The organism is Streptomyces sp. NPDC057743 (genome assembly GCF_042798755.1).
Lineage (GTDB): Bacteria > Actinomycetota > Actinomycetes > Streptomycetales > Streptomycetaceae > Streptomyces.
Genome location: NZ_JBHVJX010000008.1, coordinates 172,469 through 185,077, shown reverse-complemented (window position 1 = coordinate 185,077; position 12,609 = coordinate 172,469). Strand labels below are relative to the sequence as shown.

Sequence of the window (12,609 nt, the reverse complement as noted above, 5' to 3'; positions counted from 1 at the left end):
CTGCCGCGCGTGGCCAAGGTGACGCGGGATGACGTAGCAAAACTGGCGGGGACGTCCACCGCCGTTGTCAGTTACGTCATCAACAACGGACCGAGGCCGGTCGCCCCGGCCACGCGCGAGCGGGTGCTGGCCGCCATCAAGGAGCTCGGTTACCGACCCGACCGGGTCGCGCAGGCGATGGCGTCCCGCCGCACCGACCTCATAGGTCTGATCGTGCCGGACACCCGCCAGCCGTTCTTCGCGGAGATGGCGCACGCCGTCGAACAGGCCGCCTCCGAGCGCGGCAAGATGGTGCTGGTCGGCAACGCCAACTACCTCGACGAGCGCGAGGTGCACTACCTGCGCGCGTTCCTCGGGATGCGGGTGGCCGGGCTGATCCTGATCAGCCAGGGCCCCAGCGAGCACGCCGCCGCGGAGATCGACGCCTGGGACGCCCGGGTGGTGCTGTTGCACCGCAGGCCGGACGCGATCGACGACGTCGCGGTGATGACCGACGACATCTGGGGCGCCCAACTGGCCACCCGGCACCTGCTGGAGCACGGTCACCCCTACGTCGCGTTCCTGGGGGGCACGGAGGAGACCCCGAAGTCCGGCGACCCGGTCACCGACCACGTCGAGGGCTGGCGGCGGGCCATGTTGGAGGCCGGGCGGTCGACGGAGGGGCGCTACTTCGAGGCGCTCTACAACCGCTACGACGCCTACGAGGTCGCCCTCCGGCTGCTGTCCGGCCCGGATCGCCCGCCGGCCATCATGTGCGCCACCGACGACCAGGCGATCGGGGTGCTGCGGGCCGCCCGGGAGCTGCGGCTCGACGTCCCCGGCGAGTTGGCGGTGGCGGGCTTCGACGACGTCAAGGAGGCGGCGCTCACCGATCCGCCGCTGACGACGGTGGCCTCGGACCGGCAGGCGATGGCCCGGGCCGCGGTCGACCTGGTGCTGGACGACGGGCTGCGGGTGGTGGGTTCGCGCCGCGAGCGGCTGCGGCAGTTCCCCTCGCGGCTGGTGGTGCGGCGGTCCTGCGGGTGCGGGGGCTGAGCGGCGCACGGCGCCTGGGCGGGGCCCGGCGCCTGCCCAACTAGCGCTCCCGGAGGCGCCCTTATACCGGGCATACCCACTTCTGTTGGGTCTCTCAGGGCGTTCTCAGACGGTTCTCATGCGGCGGCAGCAGAGTCGTGGGCATGACCGAGAGCTACCGCCGTAGCGGCGATGAGATGCCCCAGGACCGGCCGTACTCCTACGACAACGCATACGGCACCGGCCACAGCAGCGAGCACGGCGCGGGCCGCGCCTACGGGGGCGACGTTCCGCCGGCGCCCCCGTACGCGCCGCCGTCCCCGGCGGAGGCGGGCGGTGCGGGTGCGCCCGAGCCGCGGCGCCGGGCCCGCCGGCCGGTCGCGCTGATCGCGGCGGTGGCGTTGGCCTCCGGTCTGATAGGCGGCGGCAGCGCGGCGCTGATCGCCGGCGCCACGCATCAGGGCTCCACGTCGGGCGGCGTCTCCACCCCGCTCGTCAACGCCGGGCAGAACACCGGCGGCAGCGGTGTCGCCGGGGTGGCCAAGGCGGTCAGTCCGGCCATCGTGGAGATCCAGGCGCGGACCGCGGAGGGCCAGTCCACCGGCTCCGGCGTGGTGATCACCAGCAGCGGCGAGATCGTCACCAACAACCACGTGGTGGCCGGCGCGCGCAAGGTCAGCGTGACCTTCAGCGACGGCAGCAAGAAGACCGCGACGGTGGTCGGCACCGACCCCGACAAGGACCTCGCGCTGATCAAGGTCGTCGGCGGCAAGGGGCTCACACACGCGGTGCTTGGCGACTCCAGCAAGCTGGTGGTCGGCGACCCGGTGGTCGCGATCGGCTCGCCGGAGGGCCTCACCGGCTCGGTGACCAGCGGCATCATCTCCGCGCTCGACCGCGAGGTGACCGTCCCCAAGGAGAACGGGCAGAGCCAGGGCCAAGGCCAAGGCCAGGGCGGGGGCCGCGGCTTCGGCGGCGGTGGTGGCGGCTGGCCGTTCGAGTTCGGCGGCAACCAGTACAACGGTGACACCGGCTCGTCCAAGACCAGCTACAAGGCCCTGCAGACCGACGCCGCGCTCAACCCGGGCAACTCCGGTGGCGCCCTGATCAACCTGCAGGGGCAGATCGTCGGCATCAACTCGGCCATGTACTCGCCGAGTTCGTCGGACAGCAGCCAGGCGGGCAGCGTCGGCCTCGGCTTCGCGATCCCGATCAACACCGTCAAGGCCGACCTCGACGCGCTGCGCGGCGGCGGCAGCGGCGGCGGGAACAGCGGGGTCTGAGCCGGGCCCGGGCGGGGCGGGGCGCCGGTCGGGGTTGTCCACAGGCGGTTGTCCACAGGGCGTCCGCCGGCGGGGCATCCGTGTCAGGCTGAAGCCAGAAAGATCCTGCCGGTTGTCCGCACACGCACACCGAGGTAGTCACGCACATGAGCCCCGCCGAGCACGGAGATCACCCCGCCCGCATCCTCATCGTCGACGACGAGCCCGCGGTCCGCGAGGCGCTGCAACGCTCGCTGGCCTTCGAGGGGTACGGCACCGAGCAGGCCGTCGACGGTCTGGACGCGGTGGAGAAGGTCGCCGCCTACGACCCCGAGTTGATCGTGCTGGACGTGCTGATGCCGCGGATGGACGGGCTGACCGCCGCCCGGCGGCTGCGGGCGAGCGGGGTGAGGGTGCCGATCCTGATGCTGACCGCCCGGGACACCGTCGGCGACCGGGTCACCGGCCTGGACGCCGGCGCCGACGACTACCTCGTCAAGCCCTTCGAGCTGGACGAGCTGCTGGCCCGGATCCGCGCCCTGCTGCGCCGCAGCTCGTACGCGGCGGCCGGCACCGCCCAGCCCGACGAGAGCGAGATCCTCGGCTTCGCCGATCTGCGGATGAATCTGGCCACCCGCGAGGTGGTCCGCGGCCGCCGGCCCGTGGAGCTGACCCGAACGGAGTTCACGCTGCTGGAGATGTTCCTGGCTCACCCCCGACAGGTCCTCACCCGCGAGCAGATCCTCAAGGCCGTCTGGGGCTTCGACTTCGAGCCGACCTCCAACTCCCTGGACGTGTACGTGATGTACCTCCGCCGCAAGACGGAGGCCGGTGGCGAGCCGCGGCTGGTCCACACCGTGCGCGGGGTGGGCTATGTGCTGCGGCTGGAGGGCGGAGCGGAATGAGCGGCACCGACGACGCGCATGCGGCGCACGGCGCGGGAGGTGGCGCCGGCGGCTCTCCTGAGGGGGCCTTGGCGGGTGCTCCTGTGGGTGCGTCCGCGGGTGCTCCTGCGGGAGGGCCGCATGCCGAGGTGCCGCACGCCGAGGTGCCGCACGCCGATGTGCCGCACGCCGAGGCGCCCCGTGGCGACGCCCCGCACGAGGACGGCGGCGGGGCGGACGGGGCCCGGCCCGCGGGCGGGGGCTTCGGCCTGACGCGGTTCCACCAACTGCCGCTGCGTTCCCGGCTGGCGCTGCTCACCGCGGTCGCGGTCGCCTTCGCGGTGGCGCTGTCGGCCGCCGCCTGCTGGCTGATCACCCGCGACCGGCTCACCGAGCAGCTCGACACCACCCTGAGCACCGTCGAGGTCAACTCCGACTACGTCCAGGCGATCAGCGCCCGCTGCGCCGGTTCCCCGTTGAACGTCCGCTTCCAACCGACGCCGTACACCATCCAGTTGGTCTCCCCGTCCGGCTACGTCTGCACCTCGCCCGGCAAGAACGCCATCCCCGCGCAGCACGCGGACCAGGCGGTCGCCGACGGGCGGCTGGCCGGCGTCGTGCACACCACCAAGGACGAGCGGGGCGTCGCGATGCGGGTCTCCACCGTCCCGTACCGCGGCCCGGTCACCGACGCGCAGGGGAACCGCCTGGCGATCTCGGTGGCCGCACCGATGGACCAGGTCACCGATCCGCTCAACCACCTCGCGCTGGTGCTGTTGGTCGTCGCCGGGGTGGGGGTGCTGGGCGCGGCGACCGCCGGCCTGTGGGTGGCCCGGGCGGCCCTCAAGCCCGTCGACCGGCTCACCGCCGCCGTCGAGCATGTCGCCCGCACCCAGGACCTCACCATCCGCATCCCCACCGACGGCGAGGACGAAATCGCCCGCCTCTCCCGGTCGTTCAACGCCATGACCGCCGCGCTGGCCGCCTCCCGCGACCTCCAGCAGCAGCTCATCGCGGACGCCGGCCACGAGCTCCGGACGCCCCTGACGTCCCTGCGGACCAACATCGACCTGCTGGAGCGCAGCGAGCGCTCCGGCCGCAAGATCCCGGCCGCGGACAAGGAGGCCCTGCTGGCCTCGGTGAAGGCCCAGATGGGCGAGTTGGCGGCGCTCATCGGCGACCTCCAGGTCCTCTCCCGGCCGGCGGAAACGGGCCTGGGTGGCGGCGCGTCGTCGTCGGTCCGGGTGGTCGCCCTGCACGAGATCGTCGGCTCCGCCCTGGAGCGGGCCCGGCTGCGCGGCCCGTCCCTCACCCTCACCGCCGCCCTCGACCCGTGGTACGTCCGCGCCGAGCCGGCCGCGCTGGAGCGGGCGGTGGTCAACCTCCTCGACAACGCCGTGAAGTTCAGCCCGTCCGGCGGCACGGTCGAGGTCCGCCTCGCGGACGGCGCGCTGACCGTCCGGGACCACGGCCCCGGCATCCCGCCCGGCGACCTCCCGCATGTCTTCGAGCGCTTCTGGCGTTCCCCCGCCGCGCGCAGCCTGCCCGGCAGCGGCCTCGGGCTGTCCATCGTGGCCCGCACCGCGGAGCAGGCCGGCGGCGGCGTCCGCCTCCGTAACGCCCCCGGCGGCGGCACCGAAGCGCTCCTCACCCTGCCGGGCGCCGCCACCCCGCCCCCGGACATACCGGGGCGGTCGGGGTCGGCACAGCCGCCCGGCGGGCCGTCGGGCGCGTCGGACACGGGCGGGTAGCGAACCGGTCGCCCCGGAGAGCCCCGGGGCGACCCGCGCCTACTTCCCCTCGCCCTTCCTCTTGCCGCCGTTCTTCGCCGCGTCGCCGAACGGCAGCTTGGTGCCGGTGAGGTCGGCGTGGATGCCGTCGCTCTCCACGGAGACGTTGGCGAGGCGGATGTTGCCGGGGGTCTTGGGGAGTTGGAAGGAGAGGGCGAGGCGGTCGGCGAGCTGGGGCTTGGTGAGGTCGGTGAGGGCGCCGAGCATCTTCGCGTCGATGCCGACCTTCTGGAGCAGCCAGGGGTGGTCCATCACCACGTCGACGAGGTTGACCGTCATCAGCTGGTGGACGAAGCGCGGCGAGCCGATCAGGTCGTGCAGCTTGTCGTCGCTGCGCAGGGCGTCGTCGATGTACTCCTGGGGGATGCCGATCCGCTTGGCGATGGCCGGGATGCTGAGCATCGCCTTGACCTTGGCGACCTGCCGGGTGAGCTCGGCGGCACCCTTCTGGGTCAGGCGGAGGCCCTCGCCCTCGCCGGTGCCCGGGCGGTAGACGGCCATGTCGCCGATGTCCAGGCGCATCCGGCCGATCTCGGTGGAGATGCCCCGGTCGCCGTTGCGGTGGATGCGGGCCTCGGCCCGGACCCGCAAGGTGTGCCCGGCGACGGGGAGTTCGCCGACCGCACGCACCCCGTTGGGGCCCAGTGCACTGAACTTCACCTGGGAGGCGCCCAGTTCGCGGTTCATGTCGTCGAAGGTGAGCAGCACGCTGCCGTGCATCTCGCCGATGGTGGCGCCCTTGATGGCGCTCGGCAGATCGCCGTCCAGCTGGATGTTCCGGGCGGTCGCCGACACCTTCGCCAGCGAGACCCGGTCGGCGGCGACGTCCGGGATCACCACGTCGACCTGGTCGAGCCGCTTGTCGAAGACCTGGGTGAGGAACGGGAATCCGTGGATGTCCACCTCGGGCCGGGCGTGCAGGTGCAGCGCCGACTTCACCTGGTCCTCGGCCTTGTTCTGCGCGTAGAGCACGGCGAACCGGTCGCCGAGGGCGAGCACCCCCGTGCAGGCCGCCAGCGCGACCAGCGCCTTGATGGTGCGCGGAACGGCCGCGAAGCGACCGATGCCCCGCTTCAGCTTCCGGTGGTTCGGCGGCGACCAGGCGTCCTCGTCCTCGTCGTCCGAGCGCAGGCCGAGGCCGAGCGGATCGTCGCTGTCGTCACGCTCGTTGAGGTAGCCGCGGTACGGGGCAGGCGGGGCGTGCGGTGCGCCGTGCTCCGGGGCGCCGCCCCAGCCGGGCGCGGCGTGCGGGCCGGGTGCCGGGGACGGATCCGGGTCGGCGAGTGCGGCCAGGTCCGCGTACGGGTTGACCGGCGGGAGCTCTCTGGTGTCGCCCTGCGGGCCGTTGGACGGCCCGGCTATGTGGGGCTGGTCGCCGGCCTCCGGAGCGGGGGTGGAGGCTGCGGCGGGGGTACCGGCCGGGGACGAGGCCGAGTACGAGGGTGAAGATATGCGTGTGGGGGTTCGCATCAGCACATCCCACCACGAGCGGGACCCGGAAGCGCAAGTCCCGCCGGCGGAATGTGAGATACGCGAAAGTCGTCCCGCCGTCCTTGGCGAAATCTTGCCGCACGACGCCCGCGTGCTCGCGCGGCGGGCTGAACCAACGTCACTAACCTCGTCGTCCCGGCGCGCATCCGGCGCCGCGTCCCTTGGGAGGAAGTCGTGATCGTGGTCACCGGAGCAACCGGCAACATCGGCCGCGGCCTTGTCGGCCGCCTACTGGAGGAGGGCGTGCCGGTCCGGGCCCTCACCCGGGACCCCGCCCGCGCCGAACTCCCGGTCCGGGCCGAGGTGGTCCGCGCCGACCTCGCCGAGGACCCCGACCTCGCCCCGCTGCTCGCCGACGCCGAGGCGCTCTTCCTCAATCTGGCGGCCGGCGGCGGCGCGTCGACGCAGCGGCTGATCGACGCCGCCAAGCGGGTCGGCGTCCGCCGCCTCGTCCTCAACTCCTCCCTCTCGGTGACCGATTCGCCCGCCGACGAGACCAGCTTCATCTCCCGCTCGCACGCCGAGGCCGAGCGCGCGGTTCGCGCGTGTGGCCTGGAGTGGACCTTCCTGCGCGGTGGCAACTACGCCACCAACGCCCTCCGTTGGGCCCCGGCGATCCGCGCGACCGGCGTGGTCCGCGATGCGCATCCGGGCGCCCAGAGCGCCCCCGTCCACGAGGCCGACCTCGCGGAAGCCGCCGCCGTCGCCCTCCTGGACCGCACCGGCGCCCACGCCCACCAGATCCACCGGCTCACCGGGCCCGAGGTGCTCACCAACACCCAGCAGGTCGCCGCGATCGCCGAGGCCGCCGGCCGGCCGGCGCGCATCGAGCAGATCTCGGAGGACGAGGCCGCCGAGGCGATGTCCGGCCCGCACCTCCCCCTCGAAGCGGCCCGCCAACTCGTCCACCTCTTCGGCCAGTCGGTAAACGGTCCCGCCTTCCCGATCACCGACGACGTCGCACGCGTCACCGGCCACCCGGCCCGCCCGTTCGCCCAGTGGGCGCGGGAGCATGCGGGGGACTTCGCCTGAGAGCGGCGGCACCCGAGCCGGCCGGGCCGTTCGGGGATTCGCCCCGGTACGGCCCGTGTCCCGGCGGACGTCACGTCACGGGGTGCGGGCAACGCCGACACCGACAAGACGGGAGCATCGCCCCGAACTGCACTACCGGTAACGGCCGTTCGCGGCGCGGCTACGGCCGGACGCCCGCTACGGGAGACGCAGCTCCGGGCCCACTGCTGACCACGTCAGGGCATGGGCAAGGTCATGAACACCAAGCGCAGACCAAGCCGGTATCCACATCCCGTTAAAGATCCTTTCGCGGAGAACGCTCCCTGGCGTACCCCTGGAGGCTTGTTACCTGACCGAACAGGGGGAGAGGGATGAGCGGGCAGTTCGGCGTCGAGCCGACGGCGCTGACGGATCTGGCGGGCAAGTTCGACATGCAGGCGGAGGATCTGGACGGCCCGATCCGTTCCTTCACGGCGGCGTCGAAAGAGGTCGGGGAGGCGTTCGGGATCCTCGGCGCCTGTGACGGCGCGTTGCAGAAGTACGAGAAGTTATTGATCGGCACGGTCAAGGCGCTGAGCCAGCTGCCCCAGGTGCTCACCAGCGACGCCGACCGGCTGCGGATCAACGCCTCCCAGTACGCGGAAGCGGACCGGACGGTCGTCGGTCACCTCCAGGCCGTGCCTCGTTACCAGGCGGTGTGACGTGGACCTCAACGGCTGGGTCGACGGCAAGGTGCTGGAGATCCTCCAGGCGTTCGGCGTCGAACTCCCGGGCGGCAACGGCGACACGCTGCGCACGATCGCCCGCTCCTGGGACTCCATGGGCGACGAACTGACCAAGGTCGTGGGGGCCTTGGGCCGCTCCATCGACGGCGTCGACAAACAGGGCTGGCACGGTGCGGCCCGCGACGCCTTCGAGAAGCACTGGCAGGACCAGAAGAAGACCATCACCGACGTCGCGAACAACTTCCACCATGTCGCCGACGGGCTACGGGAGTTCGCCGGTGAGATCGACAAGATCAACAAAGAGATCATCGACATCTGCGTCCAGATCGCCGAGATGGAGGTGCTCGGTGCCGCGCTGTCCGCCTTCACCGGTTTCCTCTCCGACCTTGTCGCGAACGCGGCCGTGGCTGCGAAGGTCGCCAAGATCATGGACCTGGTCAAGCTGTTCACGTCGGCGGCGGAGAAGGTGGCGGAGCTGCTGGAGCGGTTCGGTGGGATGAGCGCGGAAGCCGCGGCGACGCTGGAGAAGATGCTTACCGTGGTGGCTCGAATCGGCGGCAAGTTTGCGGAGACCTATGCCTCGAACTTCGTCGCTGACTCGGGCAGCTTGATGATCAACCAGGGCCTCACCGGGCAGCGGGTGACGGTGGGTCAGGATTTCTCGACCGCGAACAAGGAAGCCCTGGGTACGGCCGCGTTCACCGTGGGCGGAGCGGAGCTGGCGGAGGGCGCCAAGCTGACGGGTGCGGTCGGCAGGGTGCTCAAAGGCGAGGGGCAGGCGGGCAGCGCTGCCAATGGTGCGCTCGGCAACATCGCAGGAGGTCTCACCGCCGACCGGAAGGACGACAGCAAGGGCGCCGCCGACACCGTTTGGGACGCGGGGACGAATGCTGTTACCGGGGCCCTCGGAAACCGTGTCGGAGACCACGTCCTCGGAAATAAGGAGGGGCACAGTCTTGGCGGCCGGGGCGGGGGTGAAGAAGGCGAGCTCATCGACGGGGCGTACAGGAATGCCTTCCGCAACGGCCTCAACACAGGGATCTACGAAGGGGGCGCGGGCATCGAGACCGACTTTCAGCACCTCGTCAAGGAAACCGACGAGGCCGAGAAAGGCGGGAGTTGATTCGTGTACCAAAAGGCCAGCACCGTGATCCTGGCGGGCGTCGCGCACGTCAATCCGAATGAACCCGCCGACTGGCTCGGTTTTCTGGCGCTCCCCGGAGTGATTCTCGGACTGCCGCTCGTCGTTGTCGGTGTCGGTATGACCCTTGCCATCCGGCGCGTCAAGTGGCGGAGGAAATGGGGCGATTACGTGATCGGGCCGGTGTTTCTTCTCGTTGGCTTGGCTATTGCCGTCCCCTGTTTCGGCTTCGCCTTCCACCTACTGTGACGCGGCCGCCGAGCGCCGAACGCAGCGGCCCCGGTCGTCCGCGTCTGAAGCGGGCGACCGGGGCCGTAGGCATGGGCGGGCCGAAGCCGAACAGCCCGCCGCCGGTGGCTACTTCACCACCGTGATCCGATCCGCCTTCGGCGGGGACAGGGGGGTGGACGGCGTCGAGTGGGACGTCAGGTAGGCGGTGAGGGCGTCGAGGTCGGAGGGGCCTACGTGCTTGTTGGTGCCCTGCTTGAGGGCGGGGAAGCCGTCGCCGCCGCCGGCCAGGAACTCGTTCATGGCGACGCGGTAGGTCTTGGCGGGGTCCACCGGCGCGCCGTTGAGCTTGACGGTGTCGGTGACGACGCGGGCGGCGCCGGACTTGGTCATGTCGAGGGTGTAGGTGAGGCCCTTGGAGACCTGGAGGATCTTGGGGGACGCCTCGTTGGGGCCGCTGACCTGCTGTTGGAGGGCGGCCAGGAGCTGGGCGCCGGTCAGGTCGACGACGTGCGTCATGTTGGTGAACGGCTGGACGGTGAACGCCTCGGCGTAGGTGACGACACCGTCGCCCTCCTTGCCCGACGCCTGGTACGCGAGGTCGGAGCGGATGCCGCCGGGGTTCATCAGCGCGAGTTGGGCGCCGCCCTTGTCGGGGGCCGCGGTGGCCTCCTGTTGGGCGTCGGCGATCAGGTCGCCGAGGGGTTCCTCGGGGGTGCCGGCGCCGCGGCCGTTGATGTCGGCCGAGATGTAGCCGACCGGCTTGTTGGCGATCGGGGCGGCCAGCTTGTTCCAACGGGCGATCAGGGACGTCAGGTCCGGCGCCTTGGGCTGGGTGCGGTTGACGACGTGGTTGAGCGCGCGGGGGCCGTGCACCGCGGTGCGGACGATGTCGTGGGTGCGGCGGTCGTAGGTGAGCGTGGTGTCGGTGTAGAGGCGGCCGTACGAGGCGGCCGAGGTGACCGTGCGGGGGTGGCCGGCCGGGTCCGGGATGGTGCAGGTGTAGGACTGGTGGGTGTGGCCGGTGACCAGCGCGTCCACCTTCGGGCTGACGCGCTTGGCGATGTTCACGATCGGGCCGGAGATCCCCGCGCCCGGACCGGGGCTGTCGCAGTCGTAGTTGTACGAGGTGGACGCCGGCATGCCGCCCTCGTGGATCAGCGCGACGATCGCCTTGACGCCCTGGCGGTCCAGGACCTTGGCGTACTTGTTGAGGGTGGCGACCTCGTCGTGGAAGGTCAGGCCCTTGACGCCGTCGGCGTTGACGATGTCCGGGGTGCCCTTGAGGGTCACGCCGATGAAGCCGATCTTGACGCCGTTGTGCTGCCACACCGTGTACGGCTTGAGGATCGGCTTGCCCGTCTTGTCGTCGGTGACGTTGGCGGCCAGGTACGGGAAGGCGGCGCCCTTGAAGGTCTTGCCCTTCTCGTAGCAGCCGTCCTTGGGGTGGCAGCCGCCGCGCTGCATGCGCGTCAGCTCGGCCCGGCCCTCGTCGAACTCGTGGTTGCCGACCGAGGTGACGTCCAGGCCCAGCCGGTTCATCGCCTCGATGGTCGGCTCGTCGTGGAAGAGGCCGGAGAGCAGCGGGCTGGCGCCGATGACGTCGCCGGCCGCGGCGGTGACGGAGTACGGGTGGCCCTTGCGGGCGGTGCGCAGGGACTGCGCGAGGTACTCGACGCCGCCGGCCGGGACGGTCTTCTTGGACCCGTCGGCCTGGCGTTGCTCGACGGTGCCGGAGGAGCCCTGCGGCGGTTCGAGGTTGCCGTGGAAGTCGTTGAAGGAGAGCAACTGGACGTCGACGGTGCGGGCCGGGCGGTGCGGGCGGCCGCTGTCGGCCCCGGCGGGCGGGGCGGTGGCGGTCAGGGCGACGCCCGCGACGGTGGCGAGCACGGCGGCGCCGGCCGCCAATCTGCCGCGCAGGCGCGGCCGTTGAGGTGTCGTTGACATGGTTCCCCTCCGTGGCTGGTGCTGAGCGGTGGGCAGCTTATTGTCGACGCGCGTAGAGGGATAGGGGGCGGAGGTGACGTCCCGGTGGCGGAGAGGTGGCGGGGCCGGCCGGGGGCGGCGTCCGCGGTGCCCGCCCGACGCGGGGACGGCGTCGTACGCTTCACACATGACTGACGCTGCACAGGAGATGGGGCACGCCGGCCGCCGGGTCGAGGTGGTCGACGAGCTCGCACCGGAAAGGGCCGAGGCCGTCCTTGAGCTGATCGAACGGGCCGCGCGGGCGGACGGGCAGCCGGCCGTGTCCGAACAGGGCCGGCTCCAGTTGCGGGGCGGCCGCCGCGAGGGAGTGCGGCACCTGTTGGTGTACGTGCCGGGGGAGGACGGCGAGCAGCTGGTCGGATACGGGCAGTTGGAGGACACCGATCCGGTGGAGGCGCCGGCCGCCGAGCTCGTCGTGCACCCCGGGTACCGCGGTCGCGGTCACGGCCGGGCGCTGGGCGGCGAGCTGCTGGCCCAGTCCGGGCGTCGGCTGCGGGTGTGGGCGCACGGCGGGCACCCGGCCGCCCGGCACCTGGCGCAGACGCTGGGGCTGACGATGTTCCGGGAACTGCGGCAGATGCGGCGGTCGCTGGCGGACTGGGACCTGGCCGAGCCGGTGCTGCCGGAGGGTGTGACGGTGCGGACCTTCCAGCCGGACGTCGACGACGCGGCCTGGCTGGAGATCAATGCGGCGGCCTTCGCGCACCACCCCGAGCAGGGCGCGCTGACCCAGCGCGATCTGGACGACCGCAAGGGCGAGGCGTGGTTCGACCCCAAGGGCTTCTTCCTCGCCGAGAAGGACGGCCGGCTGGTCGGCTTCCACTGGACGAAGGTGCACGCCGAGGAGGGCCTGGGCGAGGTGTACGTCCTCGGGGTGCGGCCGGGCGCACAGGGCGGCGGCCTGGGCAAGGCGCTGACCGCGATCGGGCTGCGGCACCTGGCGGCGCAGGGGCTGGCCACCGCGATGCTCTATGTGGACGCGGACAACGTGCCCGCGGTGACGGTCTACGAGCGGCTGGGGTTCACCACCCACGAGACGGACCTGATGTACCGGTCGGAGACCTGAGCGCTCCTGGG

General features: G+C 71.8%; 11 protein-coding genes. 9 read left to right on the top strand and 2 right to left on the bottom strand.

The window, feature by feature from the left end; genetic code table 11:
• Nucleotides 1-9: 9 nt before the first annotated feature.
• The 4 genes from ACFVFQ_RS11900 to ACFVFQ_RS11885 all read left to right on the top strand — a co-directional run bounded on the left by ACFVFQ_RS11900 (nt 10) and on the right by ACFVFQ_RS11885 (nt 4,911).
• Nucleotides 10-1,035 (top strand): LacI family DNA-binding transcriptional regulator, encoded by a 1,026-nt coding sequence (locus tag ACFVFQ_RS11900; RefSeq protein ID WP_383412879.1) that lies wholly within the window; start codon nt 10-12, stop codon nt 1,033-1,035.
• 143 nt (nt 1,036-1,178) lie between these two features.
• On the top strand, nt 1,179-2,297 hold the full coding sequence (locus ACFVFQ_RS11895) for a S1C family serine protease (protein ID WP_383412876.1): 1,119 nt from the start codon (nt 1,179-1,181) through the stop codon (nt 2,295-2,297).
• A gap of 146 nt (nt 2,298-2,443) precedes the next feature.
• A complete protein-coding gene (locus ACFVFQ_RS11890; protein ID WP_383412873.1) occupies nt 2,444-3,181 on the top strand; it encodes a response regulator transcription factor in 738 nt (245 codons plus the stop codon).
• A 128-nt stretch (nt 3,182-3,309) separates the two neighbouring features.
• Nucleotides 3,310-4,911 carry a sensor histidine kinase gene (locus ACFVFQ_RS11885; protein WP_383412870.1) on the top strand — a complete coding sequence of 534 codons (1,602 nt, stop codon included), beginning with the start codon at nt 3,310-3,312 and terminating at the stop codon, nt 4,909-4,911.
• Between the two features lie 39 nt (nt 4,912-4,950).
• Here the strand turns inward: ACFVFQ_RS11885 and ACFVFQ_RS11880 are convergent, their stop codons facing one another.
• The gene (locus tag ACFVFQ_RS11880) at nt 4,951-6,420 is read right to left on the bottom strand and encodes an LmeA family phospholipid-binding protein (RefSeq protein ID WP_383412867.1); all 1,470 of its coding nucleotides are present in this window, start codon (nt 6,418-6,420) and stop codon (nt 4,951-4,953) included.
• A gap of 201 nt (nt 6,421-6,621) precedes the next feature.
• Here ACFVFQ_RS11880 and ACFVFQ_RS11875 point away from each other — a divergent pair, with 201 nt between their 5' ends.
• The 4 genes from ACFVFQ_RS11875 (at nt 6,622) to ACFVFQ_RS11860 (ending at nt 9,567) form a co-directional block, all read left to right on the top strand.
• Nucleotides 6,622-7,473, top strand: a complete 852-nt coding sequence (locus tag ACFVFQ_RS11875; RefSeq protein WP_383412864.1) for an NAD(P)H-binding protein — start codon at nt 6,622-6,624, stop codon at nt 7,471-7,473.
• 350 nt (nt 7,474-7,823) lie between these two features.
• On the top strand, nt 7,824-8,153 hold the full coding sequence (locus ACFVFQ_RS11870) for a type VII secretion target (protein ID WP_383412861.1): 330 nt from the start codon (nt 7,824-7,826) through the stop codon (nt 8,151-8,153).
• Between the two features lies 1 nt (nt 8,154).
• Entirely contained in the window at nt 8,155-9,300 is a 1,146-nt protein-coding gene (locus ACFVFQ_RS11865) for a WXG100 family type VII secretion target (protein WP_383412858.1), read from the top strand.
• Between the two features lie 3 nt (nt 9,301-9,303).
• Entirely contained in the window at nt 9,304-9,567 is a 264-nt protein-coding gene (locus ACFVFQ_RS11860) for a hypothetical protein (protein ID WP_383412855.1), read from the top strand.
• Between the two features lie 108 nt (nt 9,568-9,675).
• On the opposite strand, the gene ACFVFQ_RS11855 is transcribed toward ACFVFQ_RS11860, so the two are convergent.
• Nucleotides 9,676-11,493, bottom strand: coding sequence for a bifunctional metallophosphatase/5'-nucleotidase (locus tag ACFVFQ_RS11855; protein ID WP_383412852.1), 1,818 nt, complete (start codon nt 11,491-11,493; stop codon nt 9,676-9,678).
• A gap of 166 nt (nt 11,494-11,659) precedes the next feature.
• On the opposite strand from ACFVFQ_RS11855, the gene mshD reads away from it, so the two are divergent.
• Nucleotides 11,660-12,598 (top strand): mycothiol synthase, encoded by a 939-nt coding sequence (gene mshD / locus ACFVFQ_RS11850; protein WP_383412849.1) that lies wholly within the window; start codon nt 11,660-11,662, stop codon nt 12,596-12,598.
• Nucleotides 12,599-12,609: the final 11 nt, after the last annotated feature.